We start from the raw sequence: 21,721 nt of genomic DNA, 5'->3' as shown, positions 1-21,721 counted from the left end.
ATGTCAGCGCAGCACGACACTGCCTCGCAGCCCACCCCGCCGGGTGGCGACGACCACAGCCCGACGCGCGGCAAACGCCGCTGGCTGCGGCTGATCGGCTGGGCATGCGCCGCAGCGCTGGCGCTGCTGCTCGCCGCCGCAGGTGCGCTCGCCTGGCTGGGCAGCGCGGCGGGTGTGCAATGGCTGGCATCTCGCACCCCGCTGCAAATCGGCACGACGCAGCTCGTCGCCCGCGATGTGCGCGGCAGCCTGTGGAGCGCACTGCGCATCGGCCAGCTGCAGATCGTCACCCCGAGCGACACGCTCACCTTGACCGACGCACAACTGCGCTGGACGCCGTCCGCACTGTGGCGGCGGCAACTGGCGATCGAGCGCTTGAGCGCGCAGCGCGTCGATCTGCAGCAGACCCACCCCGCGCCGGCTGCCGGGCCGCTGCAACTGCCTGCCAGCCTGCGCCTGCCGCTGGACGTCTCGATCGACCGCATCGCCATCGGCGCGCTGCGCGTTGGCCCGCCGAGCAAGCTGCGGGATGTCGGCAGTCTGAACGGCGCGCTGCGTTACGCCCGCCGCCAGTGGACCGCGCAACTGGCTGCCGTCACCCCGTGGGCGCGGGCGCAGTTGCACGCCACCGTGGCAGACGCTGCGCCGTTTGCGCTGCACGCCACGCTTGCCGCCACGCATCTCGGCCTGCCGGGCAAGGCGGCCGCGCACGATGCCGCGCTGCTGCGCGCCAGCGGCACGCTGCGCGATCTCGTGCTCGACGGCACCCTGCGCATGGCCGCCGCCAGCGTGCAACTGCAAGCCCGTCTGACCCCGTTCGACCCCACGCCGCTGGCGCGCGCGCGGCTGACCACGACCGCACTCGACCCCGCCGCGTTCGACCCCGCGCTGCCGCGCGCCGCGCTCGACGTGCAGCTCGACCTCGGGCCGTCGAGCGCGCAGCGGCTGCAGGGTCAGATCGCGCTGCGCAACCGCCTTCCCGGCGCGATCGACCAGCAGCGCCTGCCCTTGCGCAGCGTGCAGGCAAGGCTTTCGGGTGATGCCGAGCATGCCAGCGCAGACGATCTGCTGATCGACCTCGGCGCGGGCGGGCAGCTGCGCGGCACGCTCGCCTGGAACGCGTCCATGCTGCAGGCGCGGCTGCAGGCGAGCAGCCTGAACGCCCGCGCGATCGACACCCAGCTCGCCGCCACCCGGCTGTCGGGGCCGATTTCGCTCGACGCCTCCGCGCAGCAGCAGCGCGCGCAGATTACGCTGACGCAGCCCGGCTGGGATCTGCATCTGAGCGCAGCGCGCGCGGGCGACAGCGTGCGCATCGACCGGCTGACGCTTGCCGCGCTCGGCGGTCGGCTGGACGCCAGCGGCAACCTGTCCACCGCGGGCGCGCAGCCCTTCGACCTGCGCGCCCGGCTGCGGCAGTTCAACCCGGCGCAGTTTGGCAACTACCCCGCCGCCACGCTCGATGCCGACCTCACTGCCCGCGGCAGCGTGCAGCAGCGCAGCGCACAGCTCGCGCTGCAGGTCGACCGCAGCATCTGGCGCGGCCACACCTTCACCGGCCACGCCCGGCTGGCGCTCTCCGCGCAGCGGCTGTGGGACGTGGACGCCGCGCTGCGGCTGGGCGACAACCAGCTCAGCGCGCAGGGCGCGTTCGGCCTGCCGCGCGACACCCTGCGGTGGACGCTGGCCGCGCCCGCGCTGGCGCAGATCGACCCCGCGCTTGCCGGCCGGCTGCAGGCGCAGGGCACACTGCTGGGCGGCTTGCAGGCACCGTCCGGCCAGCTTGCGCTGCAGGCCGACGACGTGCGCTGGGCGCAGCGGCTCGCGCTGCACCGCCTGGTTGCCGAGGGGCACTTCGACACCGGGGCTGCGCCAGCGCACCCCGGCGCGCCGCAGATCGCCGCGCTGCTCGACCGTCTGGCCGGGGCCGTCAGTCTGATCCTCGACGGCGTGCAATGGACGCAGGGCGAGCAGACGGTGCGACTGGGCGCGCTGCAGGCGCAGGCGCGGACCAGCGCCGGACTCAGCGGCCAGTTGCAGCTCTCCACCCGGCTGCAGAACCTGCAGGCCGATGGCCAGAAGCTGGCTGATGCCACACTGCAGATCGACGGCACCCGCGCACACCACACCCTGGCGCTGGACGCGCAAGGCCGGTGGCAGCGCAGCGGCGCGGCAAGCGCGCCTGCGGTGCCGATCGACCTGCGGCTGCGCGCCGAGGGCGGCTGGCTGGGCGCGCAGCAGCGCTGGCGCGGCAGCATCACCGCTTTGGACAACCGCGGCAGCGCGGCGCTGCACCTGCAGGCCCCGGCAGCACTCGATCTGGCGTTCAGCCCGCTGCGGCTGCAGCTGCAACGCGCGATGTTCACGCTGCAGGCCGGGCGCATCGACCTGGCCGACCTGGACATCGCCCCGGGCCAGCTGCGCACGCAAGGCAAGCTGCAAGCCGTGAACACCGCCGACCTGCTGGCGCTGGCGGGCATCACCCCGGCCAGGGTACGCAACACCCTGGTGCTGTCGGGCGACTGGGCCCTCGACGCTGGCGCGCAGGTCAATGGCCGCCTGCACCTGCAGCGCGACAGCGGCGATATTGCGCTGCAGCTCGCCGCACCGCCGCCGCAGGTGGGCAGCGTGACCGTCGCACCGCAGTGCACCGCGACCCTTGGCGGATCGCGGTCGCGCGGCGGCTTTTTGCCGCTCGATATCGGCCAGCTGGTGCTCGACCTCACCGCCAAGGACAGCCGCGTGCGCGCCCAGGTCGTGCTGCAGACCGCGATCGGCACCGCACAGGCCAGCGGCGAACTGGCGCTGTCGCAGCGCGACGGCCTCTGGGGTGTGGCGGGCAACGCGCCGCTCGTGCTCGACGCCGGCGCCGACATGCCCAGCCTGGCCTGGGCCGCGCCGCTGATCGGCTTCGATTACCGCGCCGAAGGCCGGCTGCAGCTTGCGGTACAGGGCCGCGGCACGGTGGCGGATCCACAGTTCAGCGGCACGCTCACCGGCCGCGCGCTGCGTCTGGCCTGGGCCGCGCAAGGGGTCGATCTGAAAGACGGCACGCTGCGCGCGCATTTCAGCGGCGACCGGCTGCAGCTCGACCAGCTCGAACTCCACGGCGGCAGCGGACTGCTCACCGCCACCGGCAGCGTGCGGCTGCAGAACGGCCTTCCCCGCGCCACGCTCGATCTGCGGGCGACCCGGCTGCAGGCGCTCAACCGCCCCGACCGCCAGCTGGTGCTCAGCGGCAGCGCGCAGGCCGTGCTGGCCGACAAGGTGCTGGCGATCACCACCGACCTCACCGCCGATCGCGCCGACATCTTGCTGCCGCGCAGCAGCGGCCCGACGCTCAGCAGCGACGTGGTGATCCAAGGCCGCGCCGCACCGCCCGCGCAGAGCGCGGCGGCCATGCCGCGCGCGGTGCGCTTCGATGGCACCTTCCACCTCGGCGCCGACTTTCATCTCTACGGCCAGGGGCTGGACGCGATGCTTGGCGGCAGCGTGCGCGTGCGCGCGGACGACGGCGCGCCGCCCACGGCCACCGGCAGCATCGAACTGGTCAAGGGCGAGTACACCGCGTACGGCCAGCAGCTGCAGGTCACGCAGGGCCGGATCAACTTCGCCGGCCCGCTGGACAACCCCGGCATCAACATCACCGCGACCCGGCCCAACCTGCCCACCGGCATCAGCGTGGGTGTGACGGTCACCGGCAGCGCGCGCCAGCCCGTGGTCAAGCTCAGCGCGACCCCGGCGATGCCCGACACCGAAATCCTGTCGTGGCTGGTGCTGGGCCAGCCGCTCGACCAGGTCGGCGCCGCAGACATCGGCCTGCTGCAGACCGCCGCTGCCGCGCTGATGGGCCCGAGCGACGGCCTGCCGCTGCAGACCCGGCTGGCGCGCGCGGTCGGGCTGGACAGCATCAGCGTGCAAAGCGCCGCCAGCAGCACCAACGGCGGCACCAACGGCAGCACCAGCGGCAACGGGCTGCAGGGCACGATCGTGACGCTCAGCAAGCGCCTGTCGTCCAACACTCTGGTGAGTTTTTCGCGCGGGCTGGACGGGGTGTCGAGCATTTTCACCATCCAGTACCAGCTCACCAGGCGGCTTTCGGTGCAGACCCAGACCGGCACCGAAAACGCGGTGGACCTGTTCTACACCTTCACGTTTCGTTGAACCTCAGGCCGAAAACACCGCCGCCTCAGCGGGTTGCGATGCACCCTATCATGGGCCGACCGCCTTCCATCTGAGCCCCCATCATGGCGACCAAACCCCTGAAAATCGGCATTTCCGCGCGCATCGACCACCCCCAGCCGGGGCAGGCCGGACTGCGCAGCAAAACGTTGCAATACCTGGAGCAGTCGGTGGCGCACTGGGCCATGTCGCGCGATGTGCTGGTGTTCATGGTGCCCACCGTGGCCACCGGCAGCGGGCTGGTGCGCAGCAATATTCGCCTGTCCGACTATGCCGACGCGCTCGACGGCCTGATCCTGCAGGGCGGCGCCGACATGAGCCCGAACAGCTACGGCGAGGAGCCGCTCAAGCCCGAATGGGCCGGCGACCCGATGCGTGACGGCTATGAAATGGAGCTGCTGCACGAATTCATCGAGGTACGCAAGCCGGTGCTCGGCATCTGCCGCGGCGCGCAGCTGATCAATGTCGCGATGGGCGGCACGCTCTACCAGGATCTGCCGACGCAAAAACCCAGCCCGGTGCAGCACCTGAGCGACAGCTACGACCGTCACTTCCATCCGGTGCGCTTCATCGAGGGCGGGCTGCTGGCGCGGCTCTATCCCGAGGTCGACCCCGCCACGCTCCACATCGTCTCAGTGCACCATCAGGCGGTGCGCACCCTGGGCCGCGATCTGGTGGTCGACGCGATCAGCCCCGAAGACGGCCTGCCCGAAGCCATCCGCGGCACCGGCCGCAACTTTCTGCTCGGCGTGCAGTGGCACCCCGAGTTCCACCACCCGTCCAACCCCGAGCTGCTCGACTGCACCCCCATCCTCGACGAATTCCTGCGCCATGTGCGCAAGCGGCGGTGGTGATGCGGGCCATGCAGACCCATACCCTCTCCCGCCTGTGGGTGGCCGCGCAGTTCGGGCTGATCGGGCTGATGATCGTCTGGCCGGCGCCGCATTGGGCGCGCAACGGGCCGTCGTATGCGCTGCTGCTGGCCGGATCGGCGCTGGTTCTGTGGGTGTTCTGGCACAACCGGCCGGGCAACTTCAACATCGTTCCAGAGCCGCGCAAGGGGGCGCATCTGGTGACCACCGGGCCCTACCGCTGGGTGCGGCACCCGATGTATGTCGCGCTGATGCTGTTCATGGCCGGTGTGGCCGCAGCGGCGCACAGCCCGGTGCATTGGGGCTTGTGGGTTGCGCTGTGCGTGGTGCTGAACTTCAAGGCGGCGATGGAGGAGCGCCTGTTACGCGGCGTCTGGCCGGATTACGCGGACTACATGCGGGTCACGCGGCGCTTCATCCCCGGGATGTGGTAGCGCGCGGGCCAGCAGGAAGGCAAACCCCAGCCCGCCGCACACCGCCTGCAGCAGCATGGCCAGCAGCGCGCGATTGCCGGGCAGAAAATTCCAGCTCGGGCTGAACGCCACGGCCACCAGCGGCAGCAACAGCGCGGCGACGCAGAGCTGATAGAAGCGCCAGCGCATCAAGTCCTGCGGCGCCATGTGGGCGCAGCCGGTCTGGCGCAATCCGAGCGCAAAGCTGCCTGCGGCCACCAGGGCCAGCAGCCACGCGCCGCCCTGCCCTGCCGTCCACTCCCACGCGCCCAGCAGCAGCGCACAGATTGCCCCGAGCAGCCAGAGCCTTGACGCGCGCGCCTGCTTTCGGCGCCCCACCTGCAGCGCGAGCAACGCCAGCAGCGCAAAATCGATCGCGACCCGCCACAGCGCCTGACGATCCACCGCGAGATACAGGCATCCCCACTGCAAGGTGAACAGCACTCCGCCCCACAGCGCGGGCAGCAGCGACGCCCCTTGTGCAAACAGCGCCGTGCCGCGCCAGCGTGACCACAGCCACAGCAGCAACATGGCCCAGGCTGCCGCAATGGCCGCCTGGAACAGGGGCGCCACCTGACCGGCCACAGACTGGCTGCTGCCGTATTGCGCCAGCCAGCACAGCATGGTGCCGAGCAGCGCGGCGGCAGACCGCAGACGTGGCGAAATGGAAAGAAACGGGCGCGACATGCGCGCATTGTGGCCGAATGCGTCGCGCGAGCAGGCCAAGTGGTACGCACTGAGACAGGTCAAGCCACACATCACGCATTTCTGCTGCAATCAGGTCACCCTCTCCACGCCGCCGCACATCATGAACTGGAACTCCCTTGCGCAATTCATCCACATCCTCGCCGTGGTGCTGTGGATCGGCGGCATCGTGTTCATGGACGGGTTTCTGGCCCCGGCGCTGCGGCGCGTGATCGCGCAGGCGCAGCCGCGGGCACAGCTGCTCGACGTGCTGTTTCGCAACTTTTTCGCCGCGATCTGGGGCGCGGGCGCGGCGCTGGTGATCACCGGCTATGGCATGGTGTTCCTGCGCGGCGGCTTCGGCGCGCTGAGTGCGGCGCAATGGGTGATGGTGGTGCTCGGCAGCGCCATGGTGCTGCTGGCGCTGTACATCTTTTTCGTGCCCTTCCTGCGCATGCGATCCGCGGTGCTGCACAGCAACTGGGATGCTGCCTGCGCCCAGGCCGGCCGGATCCGGCTGCTGTCCACGGTGAACATCGTGCTCGCCGTGCCGACCATCCTGTCCGGGGTCTGGGCGGTTTTCGGGCCGTTGTTCTGATCAGCCCTTTTTCGCCTCGCGCTCTGCGGCCAGCGTCGCGGCCACGCCGGGGCGGGCTTCCATGCGGGCCTTGTAGCGCGCCAGCGCAGGCCAGGGCGACAGATCCACACCGACATACGCCGCCCAGGTCATCACGGTGTAGAGGTAGGCATCGGCCACGCTGAAGCCGCTGGGCAGCAGGTCGTCCTGCTTGTCCAGGGTCTGCGCGACCAGCGCAAAGCGCTCGGCCAGACGGGCCTTCTGCGCGGCAATCAGGTCGGCGCTGCTGGCCGGGTTGAACAGCGGGCTGAACTGCTTGTGCAGCTCGGTGGAAATGAAGTTCAGCCACTCCTGCAACTGGTAGCGCGCCACGGTGCCATTGGCCGGAGCGAGGTGCAGCTCGGGCTTGCGGTCGGCAAGATATTGCACGATGGCCGGGCCTTCGGTGAGGATGGTGCCGTCGTCGAGCTCCAGCGCGGGCACGTAGCCCTTGGGGTTGATGGTGCGGAAGTCGCGCCCGTCGCTGGTCTGCTTGCTCTTGAGATCGACCAGAACCACATCGTGCGGCATGCCGAGTTCGTGCAGCACGATATGCGGGGACAGCGAGCAGGCGCCGGGGCTGAAGTAAAGCTTCATTTCAGGGTCTCCAGGGAGTGTGCCGCAGTCATGACAGCAGCGTTGTGTGAGACGCCATCGTAGGCCGCGGCGCGGTTTTGTGCAGGCGGATTCCGGTTCAGGCTGGCGCGGCGGCGCGCGCCTGGCGTGCGAGCTCGACCAGCGCGGCGCGGGCGGACTCGGGGTCGCGCACCTCGGCGGGGAAGTCGACGCGCAGCACATGGCCGTCGGCGCGCACATCGAAACCGTCGCAGTCGATGCCGATCATCGACGCGTCCAGCACGTCCACGCCATGCACATGGCGGCAGTAGGCGCGCAGGTTGTGCGCATGGTCGGCGTTCATGTGCGCGAGGATGTCGTCCTCGGCTGCGGCCAGCAGCGGCGCGGGCGGCGGGGCGTAGCGCTCGGGGCGGATCCAGTGAATCTTGCCAAAGCCGCCGATGTAGCGCACGTCTTCGACCACGATGCGGTAGAAGTGAAAGTCGTGCATCGCGAAATAGCCCTCGGCCTGCGGCAGATAGCGCAGGTAGCGCGCGCCGAATGCGGTTTTGTCGGGCAGGCGCTCGGCGCGGCCGACCAGGGTCACGCGGCCTGCGGCCTGCATGTCCTCGGCGCAGGGATGGACGATCAGGCTGACCCGCGGGTCGGCGTCGATGTTCTTGGTGTGCTCGGCGAGCGTCGAGATCAGGATGACCGGGTTGCCGTCGTGATCGAGCACATACGGCGACACCGAGCCGAAGGGAAAACCATCCAGCCGTTTGGACAGGGTGGACAGCACGCCGTTTCGATGGGCGCGCACGAATTGCCGGGCTTCCTTGCCCAGCGCCAGAGCATGTTCGGTATCAGCCATGTGGGATTCCTCCGTTAAGGCAACACTGAAAAAGTCCTTGTGATGATGCGCGCCGGTGTGCGGGATGGGATGCAAGGCGCACACCGCAGCCATAGCCGAAGCTATGGCGAGGATGTGCAACGCCGCAGACCGCCCGCAGACCGGATGCGCAGCGCGCAAGGGACTTGTTCAGCGTTGTCTTGAACATTCGAGCAGGCGCGGCTTAACAGGTTCTGAAGGATGCTCAGCCCTGCGGGTCGGCGACGTCGCGGGCCATGATGGCCTCGCGCAGCCAGTAGATCAGCACCACGCCGGGCACGGCAGCGGCCACGGTGAACAGGTAGAACGCAGGCCAACCCATCGCGTCGACCAGATAGCCGGTCGCCGGGCCGACATACACCCGCCCCACCGCCGACAGCGCCGACAGCAGCGCGAACTGCGTGGCCGAGAATCGTACGTCGCACAGCGCCGAGAGCAGCGCGACGAAGGCCGCCGTGCCCATGCCGCCGGTGAGGTTCTCGATGCCCACGGCCCCGCCCATCAGCACCAGGCTCTTGGGCGAGACCGCCAGCACCCAGTACGCCAGATTGGAGACGCCCTGCAGCACGCCGAACAGCAGCAGCGCGCGCCACAGCCCCAGACGCGCCTGCAGCGCCCCGCCCAGCAGCGCGCCGACGAGGGTTGCCGCCAGCCCCATGCTCTTGTTCATCAGCCCGACCTCGGCGGGGCTGAAGCCTACGCCACGGATCAGGAACGTGGTGGACAGCGCGCCGGCAAACGCATCGCCGAGCTTGTAGAACACGATGGCCAGCAGCAGCATCCACGCGCCCTTGCGGCTGAAAAACTCCTGCAGCGGCAGGGCCACCGCATCGCGCAGGGTGCGCGGCGGCGTGGCATGCACAGGCGGGCGCGGCGCCCACAGCGTGGCTGCGGTCAGCAGCAGCATCAGCGCGGCCATCAGCGCGTACACCCCGCGCCAGCCGGTGACATCGGTGGCCAGCCACAGCGCCAGACCGCCCGAGACGATCATCGCCAGACGGTAGCCCAGCACCAGCACCGCAGCGCCCGCGCTGCGTTCCTCGGCCGGCAGCACATCGGTGCGGTAAGCGTCGATCACGATGTCCTGCGACGCCGAAAAGAACGCCACCCCCACCGCCAGCAGCAGTAGCGGCACCGCGCGGGCGCTGGCCGCATCCACCCCCAGGCGCTCGGCGGCATGCACCAGGCCCGGCCAGGCGGCGGCCTGATCCGGACCGGGCACGCCGACGGCGGCCATCATGCCCAGCGCGGCCGCCAGCAACAGCTGCGCCAGCAGCAGCCAGCCGCGCCGCCGCCCCAGCCAGCGGCCCCACAGCGGCACGGTGAACCGGTCCATCGCCGGCGACCACAGGAACTTGAACACATACGCCTGGCCGACCAGGGTGGCGAAGCCGATGGCCTTCAGGCTCAGCCCTTCCACCGTCAGCCAGGCCTGCAGCGTGCCTGCGGTGAGCGCCAGCGGCAGGCCGGACGAAAACCCGAGCAGCAAGACTGCCGCGATGCGGCGGTTGCCGAACACCGCCCAGGCCGAGACGGCGGGCGGCTTGACGTTGATGGAATCTGCGGGAGCGGACATCGGGCGAGGAAGGCGATCAGCAAGGGCGCAGGATACCCAAGCCCGGACTTTTTCAGTCCGGCGGCATGTCTCCCGGCAGCGGCCAGCCGAGCAACTCGGCCAGGCGGTTGACCACCCACTGTGCCTCCTTCGCGTCCACGCCGGAGTCCGGTCCGCGCAGGCCGCGATACACCCGCTGCAGCACATCGTCCTCGGTGACGTGCAGGCTGGACTGGATGTCTGCGGCGTGCTCGGTCAGCAGGGTGGCGAGGTCTTCGCAGAATTCATACCGCGCGGTGATGACCTCGCGCGACTGCGTGGGGCGGGTGCGGTGCGGCTCCAGAAACAGTGCGATGAACGACGGCGGCACGACGAGCTGCGAGTCGCCCGCCATCATTCGAACCCGACCACGGGATGCGGCTGATACGGCGCCTCCAGCGTCGCGCGCTCGTCGGCGCCGAGCTTGACCGACAGCGCGGCGACGGCGTCGGTGAGATGCTGCGGCCGGGACGCGCCGATGATCGGCGCGGCCACGCCCGGGGTGCCCAGCACCCAGGCCAGCGCCAGTTGCGCCAGCGGCAGGCCGCGCTGCTGCGCCAGCGTGCCCAGCGCCTGTGCCACTTCGCGGTCGTTCTGCTCGGTGCGCGCAAACAGCTTTGCGCCGAATACATCGGTGGCGATGCGCGGGGTGTGCTCACCCCAGGGCCTCGCCAGCCGTCCGCGTGCCAGCGGGCTCCACGGCAGCACCGCCACGCCCTGGTCGCGGCACAGCGGCAGCATCTCGCGCTCCTCCTCGCGGTAGAGCAGGCTGAGCTCGGGCTGCATGCTGACAAAGCGCGTCCAGCCATGCTGCTGCGCGACCTGCTGCGCCTTGGCAAACTGCCAGGCGAACATGCTGGACGCGCCGATGTAGCGTGCCTTGCCCGCCTTGACCACGTCGTGCAGCGCCTCCATGGTTTCCTCGATCGGGGTGTGCGGATCCCAGCGGTGGATCTGGTAGAGATCGACATAGTCCATGCCCAGCCGCTTCAGGCTGGCGTCGATCTCGAACAGGATGGCCTTGCGCGACAGACCGCCGATGTTCGGCGCCTGCCGCGACGGAAACCGCACCTTGGTCGCCACGACGATTTCCTCGCGGCGGGTGCACTCGCGCAGCACGCGGCCGAGGATTTCCTCCGAGGTGCCGTCGGAATAGGAATTGGCGGTATCGAAAAAATTGATCCCCAGCTCGATGGCTTGACGGATCAGTGGGCGGCTGGCGGCCTCGTCCAGGGTCCAGGGATGGTTGCCGCGCTCGGGTGCGCCGTAGGTCATGCAACCCAGGCAGATGCGCGAGACCTCCAGGCCGGTGTGGCCGAGTCGGGTGAATTCCATGCGAGTCTCCTTTGGCGTGCGCCCTGTGGCGCGTGGCGCCATTGCAGCACGGCTGGCGCCCACCTGCACCTCAGCGCAGCAGAATGGGTTCGCCCGCGCCCGGAATCTGCCAGGGGATGCGCCGCTGCTGCAGCTGTTCGCTGAAGGCCTTCATGCCGCGGTCGTTGTCGCCGTGGACCAGAAACACCTTGCGCGGCGACCCGCACCGGGCCAGCCAGGCCAGCAGTTCGCTTTGCCCGGCATGGGCGGAAAAGCCGTTGATGGTGTGGATCTGCGCGCGCACCTGGATGTCCTCGTCGAACAGCCGCACATGCTTGGCGCCGTCGATGATCAGGCGGGCGAGCGTGCCCCCGGCGGCGTAGCCGACGAAGATGATGCTGGCCGCCGCGTTCCACAGGTTGTGGCGCAGATGATGGCGCACCCGTCCGCCGGTGGCCATGCCGGAACCCGCCATGATGACCGCGCCGCCGCGGATGGTGTTGATCGCCATCGACTCGGAGGCATCGCGGGTCATGCGCAGCCCCGGCAGCGCAAACGGATCGTTGGTCTGCAGCCGGGCGTGGAATTCGGCGCGCAGCGCCTCGGGGTAGCGGGTGAAAATCTCGGTGGCCGAAATTGCCATCGGCGAGTCGAGAAACGCGGTGAGATGGCGCGGCAGGCTGCCCTGCTCCATGCCCACCGACAGGGCGTAGAGCACCTCCTGCGCGCGCTCCAGCGCGAAGGTCGGAATGACCACATTGCCGCCGCGTGCGTGGGTGGCAGAGATGGCGTCGATCAATTCGTCGACTGAGGCAGCCCAGGGACGGTGGTCGCGGTCGCCATAGGTGGTTTCCATCACCACATATTCGGGCGGAGCGGGCGGGGCCTGCGGATCGTCGAGCAGCGGTCGGCCCGGGTTGCCGATGTCGCCGGAGAAATAGACGGTGTGCGTCCTGCCGCCGTCGTGCAGTTCGAGGAAGATCGAGGCCGAGCCGAGGATGTGCCCGGCGTTCAGGAAGGTGGCGCGAACCCCTGCGGCCACCTGCATCGGCTGCCCATAGCTGGCCGTGCCGTCGAAAAAATCCATGCTGTGAAAGGCGTCCGCCAGGGTGTAGAGCGGCTGCGGCGGCTGGTCATCGCCACGGTGGTGGGCATGGCGTTCGGCGCGGCGGGCTTCTTCTTCCTGCAGCCCGGCGGCGTCGGTGAGCACCAGCCGGGCGAGCTCGCGCGTCGGCGCGGTGCTGATGATGCGGCCACGAAACCCGCGCTTCACCAGAAGGGGAATGCGGCCGCAATGGTCGAGGTGGGCATGGGTGAGCAGCAGCACGTCGATCTTGCTGGCGTCGAAGCCGAAGTCCTGCGCGTTTTCCTCGGCCAGCTCGTGCCCGCCCTGGAACAGCCCGCAGTCGATGAGCACGCGGGCCGAGTCGGTTTCGATCAGGTGGCAGGAACCGGTGACCTGCTTGGCGGCACCGTGGCAGGAGAGTCGAATCATGACGGGAGTCCTTCACTTGAGGCGGTCTGGGTGCATCCCGCGGCGCACAGGTCGAGCACACCCTGCGCCAGATCGGCGTCGAGCGCGATGGTGTCCACACCGGGCGCGGCCACGTCATCCACGGTATTGGTCACCGCGATGCGCGCGGCGCCCGCGGCGCGGATTGCATCGAGCGCGTCGGCGACAAACAGGCCGTGCACCGCGACGCACACCGGCGGCGGGCTGCCTGCGGCGCGCAGATGGTCGAGCGCGGCGACCAGGGTGCGGCCGGTGCTGATGATGTCGTCGATCAGCACCGGCGTGCGGCCCGGGTGCAGGTGCAGGTCGGGGAGGGTCGAGCGCACGTCGGTGTCGCCCAGCCGGGTTTTCTGCACCACGACCACGGGCGCGGCGGCGCGCGCGGCCACGTCGGCCGCCCATTGCGCGCTCTCGCCGTCGGGGCCGACGACCAGCGGGTTGGGGACGTGCGCCGCGATCCACTGCGCCAGGCGCGGCGCGGCGTGCAGCACGCGGCTGCGCAGGTTGTAGATCTCGGACAGGTCGTGGATGCGGTGCAGGTGCGGATCGACCGTGAGCATCCAGTCGAAATGCGCCGACAGCAGCCGGGCGTACAACCGCGCCGACACCGCCTGCCCCGGCGCAAAGCGGATGTCCTGCCGCATGTAGGCCAGATACGGCGCCACCAGCCCGACCTGCAGCGCGCCGAGCTCGCGCAGCGTGCCCGCGGCCATCAGCAGCGACACGGTGCGGGCATCGGGCTGGTTCAGGCTGCAGACCAGCACCGCCTGGCTGCCCGGCGGGGGCGGCGCCACCTGCACCAGGCTCTCGCCATCGGGGAAGGCGTGCACCGTGCAGGACATCACGCGCACATCGGCGCGGCCCTGCAGCGCCTGCGCGATGGCGGCTGCGCGCGCGGCGTTGCCAGGAAAGGGGTAGAGCAGCAGCGGGCCGGTCATCGTTCCTCCAGATGCACGATGGGCGGATGGCGCGCGACGAAATCGAGCGCATACGCCAGCTCGCCCTGCGACTCGGCGTGCAGCACGAACAGCGGCGCGCCGCGCTCGACCCGTTCGCCCACATGCACTCCCAGCCACAGCCCTGCGGTTTTGGCATGCGGCGCGCCGGCGAGCTTGGCCGCGCGCGCCAGCAGGCGGTTGTCGATGCGCGCCACGCGCCCGGACTGCGCCGCGACGACGGGATGGGTGTAGGGCGCGCGCCCCGGCTCGCGCAACCCGCCCTGCGCGCGGCAGATCGCCTGGAACTTGTTCCAGGCACGGCCATCGGCCAGCGCGGCGGCGGCCAGGCCGAACGCCGCCTGCCCTGCGGCCAGCCCGCCGAGCTCGACCACCGCGGCGGCCACCTGCAGCGCGCGCTGACGCAGGTCGTCGGGCGCGTGCGGCTGGTTCTGCAGCACGGCCAGCACATCGTGCGCCTCGAGCGCTGGCCCGACGCCACGGCCCACCGGCTGGCTGCCGTCGCTGATCAGGCCGTGCAGCTTCAGACCGATGGCATGCGCGGTGCGCTGCAGCGCGTGCAGCAGCGACTGCGCCTCGACCTGGTTGCGCACCTTGGCGGTCGGGCCGGTGGGGATGTCGATCACCACGTGGGTGGAACCGGCGGCGAGCTTTTTCGACAGCACCGAGGCGACCAGCTGGCCTTCGCTGTCGAGGTCGAGCGTGCGCTCCACGCGGATGAGCAGATCGTCGGCCGGGCTCATGTTCATCGCCCCGCCCCAGGTCATGCAGCCGCCCTCGGCATCGACCACGCGGCGCATCTCGTCCAGGCTGAGATCGACCCGCGTGATGGTCTCCACCGTGTCGGCCGTGCCCGCAGGCGAGGTGATCGCGCGCGAACTGGTCTTGGGCATGACCAGCCCCAGACTGGCGACGATAGGGACGACGATGGGCGTGGTGCGGTTGCCCGGCAGACCGCCGATGCAGTGCTTGTCCACCACCACCGGGTGCGACCAGCTCATGCGCCGCCCGCTTTGCACCATCGCGCGGGTCAGCGCGGTGACCTCGGCCGCGTTCATCCGCCCGCCGGCGCAGGCCACGAGAAAAGCGCTGAGCTCCACATTCGACAGCCGCCCGGCGACCACGTCGGCAATGATGGCGTCGAGCTGGCTTTCGCTCAGGTGCTGGCCGTAGATCTTCGCCCGCACATGGCTCATGCTGTCGCTGGGCGGGGCGTAACGGAACCGCAGCCGCTCGCCCTCTGCCGGGTTCAGGCGCCGCCAGGCCGATTCCGACAGCCCCGCTTCGTCGGGCCCGAGCAGCTCACCGGTCACCAGGATGTTGAGCGTGGCGATGATGCTGTGCTGCGGGGCGATGACCTCGACCCGCGCATGCGCCTCGAAGCCCTCGGCCCGGCACACCGGAGAATCGGCGCGCAGCACCACCACCGGCTCGTGGTGGGTGTCGATCCCCAGCCGCACCGGGCGCAGCGCAGCGGCATCCGATCGGTCTGGAGTGTGCGCGGCTTCCTGCATGGCAGATCGGGGAATGTGCGTTGTGGTTGTTGCGACCGCCGCAGACAGACCCGCGGCCAGCCGTTTCAACGCAGGCTAGTGCGCCAGGGCGCCGCAGGCAAGCCCCGGCAAACCCCGGGGCAAGATTTGTCGGGCGGGGATGATCTGCGTCAAGCCAGCGGCTGACGTAGATCGGTGATGATGCGCGCGTCTGGCGGCCAGGACTCGACCGGATGCCAGCTCACCTCGGCGCGCAGCTTGGTCAGGTCGCGCACAGTCTGCTGTACTGCCTGCGCCAGCTCAGCCGAGACGTCTTGCGAGGCGCAGAGCAGTTCCATGTGATCTTCGCCATTGCGCTGCGACACCTGCAGCCGCGCGCGCTGCAGTTGCGGGTGGCGGCGCAGGATGTCATGCACCTGCTGCGGGTGGACGAACAGCCCCCGCACCTTGGTCGCCTGATCCGCGCGCCCCAGCCAGCCGCGAATGCGCACCTGAGTACGACCGCAGGGCGAGGGCGTATGGCGCGACACGGGGATGATGGCCGACAGGTCGCCGGTGCCAAAGCGCATCAAAGGGTAGTCGGGGTTGAGCACGGTCACCACCACTTCGCCGATCTCGCCATCGGGCACGGGCTGATCGTCCGGTCCGACGATGTCGACCCGCACCGACTCGTCGACAAACAGACCGTCACGTGCACGGGTTTCATAGGCAATCAGGCCGACATCTGCAGAGGCATAGCACTGCAGCGCGCTGATGCCCAGCGCGTCCAGCCGCGCCAGCAGGTCCTTGCCGAGTGCCTCGCCCGAGACCAGCGCCTTGCGAAGCTGCGGCAAATCCACCCCCAGCGACTGTGCGCGCTCGATCAAAATGCCGAGAAACGAAGGCGTGCCGGCATAGCAATGCGCGCCAAGGTCGGCCAAGGCCTGGACCTGCAGCTCGGTCTGCCCCACGCCGGCGGGAAACACGGCGCAACCGAGACGTTGCGCGGCGCCTTCAAGCATCGCCCCCGCTGGGGTGAAGTGGTACGCGAAGCTGTTGTGCAGCAACTCGCCAGGGCGCAAACCCGCAGCATGCAGCGCGCGCGCCATGCGCCAGTAGTCCACGTCATGACCCTGCGGTTCGTAGATCGGCCCAGGTGAGCTGAAGACCCGCGCTGCGGTTCTGATGTGCGGCGCACGCGTCGTCCATCCAATGGTGGCATGACCACCGAACACATCGTCGCCGCGCGCGCGACTTGCACGCTGCAGTTCAAGCAGTTCGCCCTTGCGCAACACAGGAATGCGCACCAGCGCCGCCGGGTCGGTGAGTTCGCGCGGATCGATACCGCGCAGACGCTGCGCCCATGCAGGGGAATGCGCCTTCGCGTACGCGGCAACGTCGCGCAGCGCCTCCCAGAATGCGGCCTCGCGTTGCTCCGGGGGGCGCGTTTCGAGCGCATCAAACGGCGTATCGTCGGGCAGGGCGGTCATGGTGGAGTCGGAGTAAGGAAAACACGGCACGGTTCAGCTGAGCCAACGTTTGCGACGGCGATAGCTGCGCACGTCGCGGAAAGATTTCTGCCCGCGATCGGCCAGACCGAGATAGAACTCGCGCACGTCGTCGTTTGCAGCAAGATGACTGGCTGTACCGTCGAGCACCACGCGGCCGTTCTCGAGGATGTAGCCATGATCGGCGTAGCGCAACGCCATCGCGGTGTTCTGCTCGGCGAGCAGGAAAGTAGTGCCCTCACGCTGGTTGAGCTCGCGCACGATGGAAAACACCTCGTCGACCACCTGCGGCGCCAGCCCCATCGAGGGCTCGTCGAGCAGGATGAGCCGAGGATCGGCCATCAGCGCCCGGCCGATCGCGCACATCTGCTGCTCGCCGCCCGAGGTATAGGCCGCCTGGCTGCGGCGCCTCTCCTTCAGGCGCGGGAAGTAGGCATAAACCTTGTCGAGCGCGTCGCGCACCGCCGCCTTGCCATCCCGACGGCTGTAAGCCCCGGCAAGCAGGTTGTCCTCGATGCTCAAGTGGGCAAAGCAGTGGCGCCCCTCCATCACCTGGACCACTCCCTGACGCACCAGGGACGGAGCGTCCAGCCGGTCGATACGATGGCCCTGGTAGTGGATGCTGCCCTTGGTGACCTCGCCACGCTCGGCACTCAGCAGGCAGGACACCGCGCGCAGCGTGGTGGTCTTGCCCGCGCCGTTTCCGCCCAGCAGCGCGACGATGCGCCCCTTGTCCACATGGATGGACACGCCCTTGAGCACGAGGATGACATGGTTGTAGATTACCTCGATGCCCTGCACGTCGAGCAAGGGCGAGGCGGACTGCGGGGTAGACAGGGCGTTCATGGTCGGTCGAATCGGGAAAGCGGGATGGGGCCGATCCGCATCTGCGCCGACCGGCCCGGGTGGATCAGGAGCCCGAGGTCATTTCCTTCGCGCAGTCTCGCGCGGGAATGTTGTGCTCCTTGGCGTATTTGGCCGCCGCATCGCGCACCATTGGCTTGATGATCTGCATGTCCGCGTCGTACCAAGTGTCCTGCATCACCCACTTGCTGCCATCCCAGGTCTGCAGTCGCGCCCAGCTCGATCCCATGTGATCTTCGCAGGTGGTGCGCAATGGACGCAGCTGACCCTCGATGCCCAGCCGCTTGAGCGCAGCGTCATTGAGGTTCAGGTTCTCCAGCCCCCAGCGCACCTGCTCGCCGGTCATCGGCTTCTTGCCGTATTGCTCCTGCGCCCGACGCACGCCCTCGACCGCGAGCATCGCCGAATACAGGCCGCGGTTGTAGAGCACCTGGCCCACCAGTTCGCGTGCACCGGTGCCCTGATTCTTGTCGTAGACGTATTTCAAAATGTCCTGCTGCACCTTGCCGATGCCCGCGCCGTACTGCATCGCCAGCGCGTTGTAGCCCTTGGCTGCCGTGCCCACGTCCTTGACATCCGGCTCGGCGCCCGACCACCACACCCCATACATGCGATCCAGCGGATACGCAGTTGCCACTGCTTCCTTCAGCGCGGTGGCGTTCATCACGCCCCAGCCCCACAGCAACACATAGTCAGGGCGTTCGCGCCGCACCTGCAGCCAGGTGGCCTTCTGCTCCACACCGGGATGCGTGACCGGCAGCTTGACGAACTTGAAGCCGTGCAGCTTGGCACGCATCTCCAGCATCGCGATCGGCTCCTTGCCATATGGCGAGTCGTGATAGACCAGCGCGATGGTCTTGCCCTTGAGCTTGTCGGCGCCACCCTCGCGCTTGATGATGGTCTGCATGATGATGTCGGCCGCAGTCCAGTAGGTGCCGAGCATCGGGAAGTTCCACTTGAACACCGCGCCATCTGCCGACTCCGAACGGCCGTAGCCCGCTGTGATCAGCGGGATCTTGTCCTTCGGAGCCTTTTCCGTCAGCGCGAAGGTCACGCCAGTGGACAGCGGCTGCACCACGGTCGCGCCCGTGGGACCCTTGCCCTTGAGACGCTCGTAGCACTCCACGCCACGGTCGGTGGCATAGGCGGTCTCGCACTCCTCCCAAGTCAGCTTCACGCCGCCCACACCGCCGTCGCGCGCGTTGATCATCTTCAGGTAGTCGACATAGCCGTTGGCCCAGGGCACTCCGTTCGGCCCATAGGGCCCGGTGCGGTAGACGAGCACCGGGAAGAACTGTTCCTTGTCAGCCGCTTGCACGGCTGGTGCAGCGAGCGCGCCGACCAGCATCACCGCGACAGTCATGCCCAGCAGGGCGTTGCGCAGGTTCATCAGAGTCTCCTTCATCGTGGTTGTGAGATCAGACAGGGCGCGGCGGATGTGCCGCAGAAAACACTCAATGCGGGAACGGCCAAAGCCGCAGCTTGTTCTTCGCGGTCATCCACAACCGCGCCATGCCGTGCGGCTCGGCGATCAGAAACAGCACGATCAGCACACCGAAGGTCATGAATTCCAGATGCGACACCAGACTGGTCGAGACCTGCAGCCCAAGCAGACCAGGCAGCCGGTTGAGAAAAATGGGGAGCAGCACGATGAACGCCGCGCCGAACAGACTGCCCATGACCGTGCCCAGGCCGCCGATGATGATCATGAACAGCAGCTTGAGCGACAGGTCGATGTTGAATGCCGCCGGTTCCCATGAACCCAGGTGCACGAAGGCCCACAGCGCCCCTGCGATGCCGGTGATGAAGCTGCTGACCGCAAACGCCGACAGCTTGGCCCGAACCGGCGAGATGCCGATCACGCTGGCGGCCACGTCCATGTCGCGCGTGGCCATCCACTCGCGCCCCTTGCGGCCGCGTACCAGGTTTTTCACCAACAACGCGATGACGCACAGAATGGCAAGGCAGAACAGATACTTACGCACCGGGCTGTCGATCGCTAGGCCGAAGACCTGCAGCCGCGGGGCGGTGACAGAGCCCGAGGCCGCATCGTGGGTCAGCCAGGGCACGTGCGCGAACACCCAGTCTGCGAAAAATTGCGCGGCCAGAGTGGCCACAGCCAGATAAAGCCCGCGGATGCGCAGGCTTGGCAGGCCGAACACCAGACCCACAACTGCGGCGACCAACCCAGCAAGCAAAAGCGCCAGCAGCAGCGGCATCCCGGGCAGACGCGTCATCAGATTGAACGCGGCATACGCGCCGACGGCCATGAACGCACCGGTACCAAGCGAAATCTGCCCGCACCAGCCCACCAGCACGTTCAGCCCGAGCGCGGCCAGTGCCAGGATGAGAAAAGGCACCAGCAGCGCGCGCAGCAGGTAGTCCGAACCCGCGAGCGGCACGCCAACGAACGCCACGAGCAGCAGCGCGAGCATGAACCAGCGGTCCTGCCGGATCGGGAAGATTTGCGCGTCGCTGGCGTAGCTGGTTTTGAACTGCCCGTTTTCGCGATAGAACATGGTGGCTCCCCGATTCAGACGCGGTCGATGATGCGCTCGCCGAACAGTCCCTGCGGGCGGATCAACAGCACGGCCAGCGCCAGCAGGTAGGCGAACCAGCTCTCGATGCCTCCGCCCAGCGTCGGGCCGAGATAGACCTCGGCGAGCTTTTCCCCCAGGCCGACGATCAGCCCGCCGAGGATCGCACCCGGCACCGAGGTCAGACCGCCGAGGATGACCACCGGAAGCCCCTTGAGCGCAATAAGCGACAGCGAGAACTGCACACCGAGCTTGGAACCCCAGATCATCCCGGTGACCAGTGCGACCAGTCCGGCGATCGACCAGACGATCACCCACATGCGTGACAGAGGGATGCCGATGGACTGCGCGGCCTGATGGTCGTCGGCCACGGCGCGCAGCGCGCGGCCGACGCTCGACTTCTGGAAAAACAGCGTGAGCAGGGCGACCAATGCGGCGGCCGAGGCAGCCGCGATCAGGTCTTCGTTGCTCACCAGGATGCCACCGGGAATCCACTGCTGCAGCACCAGTGTGGGTTGTTTTGGCAGACCCAGATCGATGGGATAGATGTCATCCCCCCAGACCATCTGCCCAAGCCCTTCGAGAAAATACGCCACACCAAGGGTGGCCATCAGCAGGGTGACGCCCTCCTGGTTCACCAGGTGACGCAGCACCAGGCGCTCGACCGCCCAGGCCAGCACCACCATGATGGCCATCGCCAGCAGGAAGGCCAAGGGCCAGGGCATGTGCTCCTGCAGCCGTGCCATTGCGAGCGCGGCAAACAGCACCATGGCGCCCTGCGCGAAATTGAATACGCCTGAGGCCTTGTAGATCAGCACGAAACCCAGCGCAATCAAGGCATACAGCACGCCGGACATCAGCCCGGCAATCACAGTCTCGAGGAAGAATCCCATGGTGTCTCACCCCTGCTGGGTTGTGGTGCCGAGGTAGGCGCGAATCACCTCGGGGTTGGCCCGCACCGCGTCGGGCGTGTCGTCGGCAATCTGGCGGCCATAATCGAGAACGACCACCCGGTCCGACAGATCCATCACCACGCCCATGTCGTGTTCGATCAGCACGATGGTGGTGCCGAATTCCTCGCGCGCCTCGAGGATGAAACGGCTCATGTCTTCCTTTTCCTCGAGGTTCATCCCGGCCATTGGCTCGTCGAGCAGCAGCAGCTTGGGCTCCATGGCCAACGCGCGGCCGAGATCGACCCGTTTTTGCAGCCCGTAGGGCAGCCGCCCCACCGGCACCTTGCGCCAAGCCTGGATTTCGAGGAAGTCGATGATGCGTTCGACCACCAGACGGTGCGCGATCTCCTCGCGCAACGCCGGGCCGATGCGAAGCGCCTGCGCGAGCAGGCCACAGCGCATGTGCAGATTGCGCCCAGCCATGATGTTGTCGAGCACGCTCATGCCGGAGAACAGCGCCAGGTTCTGGAAGGTGCGGGCGATGCCCAGACGCGCTGCCAGAGCCGGGCGCATTTGCCCCAGCACATCTCCGTTGAACGCAATGCGCCCCTGCTGCGGCTGATACACGCCGTTGATCACATTGAGCAGCGAGCTCTTGCCCGCACCGTTCGGGCCGATGATCGCGCGGATCTCGCCGGGCTGGACATCGAAGCGCACTGCCTGCAGCGCGTTGATGCCGCCAAAGCGCAGGTGGATGTCTTCGAGCCGCAGCAGCGGTGCGTCTTGCGTCTTCGCCGCCACGCGCATAGCGACGCTCGGA

19 protein-coding genes are annotated in these 21,721 nt (G+C 68.5%); 4 read left to right on the top strand and 15 right to left on the bottom strand.

All coding sequences use genetic code 11. The annotated features are described in order from the left end of the window. The 3 genes from AC1ZQA_RS00675 (at position 1) to AC1ZQA_RS00665 (ending at position 5,488) form a co-directional block, all read left to right on the top strand. Complete coding sequence (locus tag AC1ZQA_RS00675) at positions 1–4,164, top strand: translocation/assembly module TamB domain-containing protein (RefSeq protein WP_482677933.1); 4,164 nt, start codon at positions 1–3, stop codon at positions 4,162–4,164. 83 nt (positions 4,165–4,247) lie between these two features. After that, the gene (locus AC1ZQA_RS00670) at positions 4,248–5,036 is read left to right on the top strand and encodes a gamma-glutamyl-gamma-aminobutyrate hydrolase family protein (protein WP_482677932.1); all 789 of its coding nucleotides are present in this window, start codon (positions 4,248–4,250) and stop codon (positions 5,034–5,036) included. 8 nt (positions 5,037–5,044) lie between these two features. Next, positions 5,045–5,488 (top strand): methyltransferase family protein, encoded by a 444-nt coding sequence (locus AC1ZQA_RS00665; RefSeq protein WP_482677931.1) that lies wholly within the window; start codon positions 5,045–5,047, stop codon positions 5,486–5,488. Here the strand turns inward: AC1ZQA_RS00665 and AC1ZQA_RS00660 are convergent. Next, the gene (locus AC1ZQA_RS00660) at positions 5,417–6,193 is read right to left on the bottom strand and encodes a hypothetical protein (protein ID WP_482677930.1); all 777 of its coding nucleotides are present in this window, start codon (positions 6,191–6,193) and stop codon (positions 5,417–5,419) included. The genes AC1ZQA_RS00665 and AC1ZQA_RS00660 overlap by 72 nt on opposite strands. Between AC1ZQA_RS00660 and AC1ZQA_RS00655 the strand changes: the two genes are divergently transcribed. Next, positions 6,192–6,788 (top strand): hypothetical protein, encoded by a 597-nt coding sequence (locus AC1ZQA_RS00655; RefSeq protein ID WP_482677929.1) that lies wholly within the window; start codon positions 6,192–6,194, stop codon positions 6,786–6,788. The two genes, AC1ZQA_RS00660 and AC1ZQA_RS00655, sit on opposite strands and share 2 nt — an antisense overlap. Here the strand turns inward: AC1ZQA_RS00655 and gstA are convergent, their stop codons facing one another. The 14 genes from gstA to AC1ZQA_RS00585 all read right to left on the bottom strand — a co-directional run bounded on the left by gstA (position 6,789) and on the right by AC1ZQA_RS00585 (position 21,708). Continuing rightward, a complete protein-coding gene (gene gstA, locus AC1ZQA_RS00650; RefSeq protein ID WP_482677928.1) occupies positions 6,789–7,403 on the bottom strand; it encodes a glutathione transferase GstA in 615 nt (204 codons plus the stop codon). A gap of 97 nt (positions 7,404–7,500) precedes the next feature. Further along, positions 7,501–8,232: a HugZ family pyridoxamine 5'-phosphate oxidase gene (locus AC1ZQA_RS00645; RefSeq protein WP_482677927.1), complete on the bottom strand. Its 732-nt coding sequence runs from the start codon at positions 8,230–8,232 to the stop codon at positions 7,501–7,503. A 223-nt stretch (positions 8,233–8,455) separates the two neighbouring features. Continuing rightward, positions 8,456–9,826, bottom strand: coding sequence for an AmpG family muropeptide MFS transporter (locus tag AC1ZQA_RS00640; RefSeq protein ID WP_482677926.1), 1,371 nt, complete (start codon positions 9,824–9,826; stop codon positions 8,456–8,458). A gap of 52 nt (positions 9,827–9,878) precedes the next feature. Further along, positions 9,879–10,202 carry an ATPase with chaperone activity gene (locus tag AC1ZQA_RS00635; RefSeq protein WP_482677925.1) on the bottom strand — a complete coding sequence of 108 codons (324 nt, stop codon included), beginning with the start codon at positions 10,200–10,202 and terminating at the stop codon, positions 9,879–9,881. Next, entirely contained in the window at positions 10,199–11,179 is a 981-nt protein-coding gene (locus AC1ZQA_RS00630; RefSeq protein ID WP_482677924.1) for an aldo/keto reductase, read from the bottom strand. Before AC1ZQA_RS00630 ends, AC1ZQA_RS00635 begins: the two co-directional genes overlap by 4 nt. A 70-nt stretch (positions 11,180–11,249) precedes the next feature. After that, entirely contained in the window at positions 11,250–12,653 is a 1,404-nt protein-coding gene (locus AC1ZQA_RS00625) for an MBL fold metallo-hydrolase (protein WP_482677923.1), read from the bottom strand. Then, on the bottom strand, positions 12,650–13,609 hold the full coding sequence (locus AC1ZQA_RS00620) for a ribose-phosphate diphosphokinase (protein WP_482677922.1): 960 nt from the start codon (positions 13,607–13,609) through the stop codon (positions 12,650–12,652). Before AC1ZQA_RS00620 ends, AC1ZQA_RS00625 begins: the two co-directional genes overlap by 4 nt. Next, entirely contained in the window at positions 13,606–15,141 is a 1,536-nt protein-coding gene (locus AC1ZQA_RS00615) for a thymidine phosphorylase family protein (RefSeq protein ID WP_482677921.1), read from the bottom strand. The genes AC1ZQA_RS00620 and AC1ZQA_RS00615 overlap by 4 nt, the downstream gene beginning before the upstream one ends. Positions 15,142–15,290: 149 nt before the next feature. Then, positions 15,291–16,589 (bottom strand): phenylacetate--CoA ligase family protein, encoded by a 1,299-nt coding sequence (locus AC1ZQA_RS00610; RefSeq protein WP_482677920.1) that lies wholly within the window; start codon positions 16,587–16,589, stop codon positions 15,291–15,293. A 33-nt stretch (positions 16,590–16,622) separates the two neighbouring features. Next, a complete protein-coding gene (locus AC1ZQA_RS00605; protein ID WP_482677919.1) occupies positions 16,623–17,453 on the bottom strand; it encodes an ABC transporter ATP-binding protein in 831 nt (276 codons plus the stop codon). A gap of 64 nt (positions 17,454–17,517) precedes the next feature. Then, a complete protein-coding gene (locus AC1ZQA_RS00600; protein WP_482677918.1) occupies positions 17,518–18,861 on the bottom strand; it encodes an ABC transporter substrate-binding protein in 1,344 nt (447 codons plus the stop codon). Positions 18,862–18,925: 64 nt separating this feature from the next. After that, positions 18,926–19,990: a branched-chain amino acid ABC transporter permease gene (locus tag AC1ZQA_RS00595; RefSeq protein ID WP_482677917.1), complete on the bottom strand. Its 1,065-nt coding sequence runs from the start codon at positions 19,988–19,990 to the stop codon at positions 18,926–18,928. Positions 19,991–20,004: 14 nt separating this feature from the next. Then, positions 20,005–20,901, bottom strand: a complete 897-nt coding sequence (locus AC1ZQA_RS00590; protein WP_482677916.1) for a branched-chain amino acid ABC transporter permease — start codon at positions 20,899–20,901, stop codon at positions 20,005–20,007. 6 nt (positions 20,902–20,907) lie between these two features. Then, on the bottom strand, positions 20,908–21,708 hold the full coding sequence (locus AC1ZQA_RS00585) for an ABC transporter ATP-binding protein (RefSeq protein WP_482679361.1): 801 nt from the start codon (positions 21,706–21,708) through the stop codon (positions 20,908–20,910). Positions 21,709–21,721 lie beyond the last annotated feature (13 nt).

The sequence above is a fragment of the Thiomonas sp. DCM-2 genome, assembly GCF_056820905.1.
This window is presented reverse-complemented; position numbering and strand designations above follow the sequence as displayed.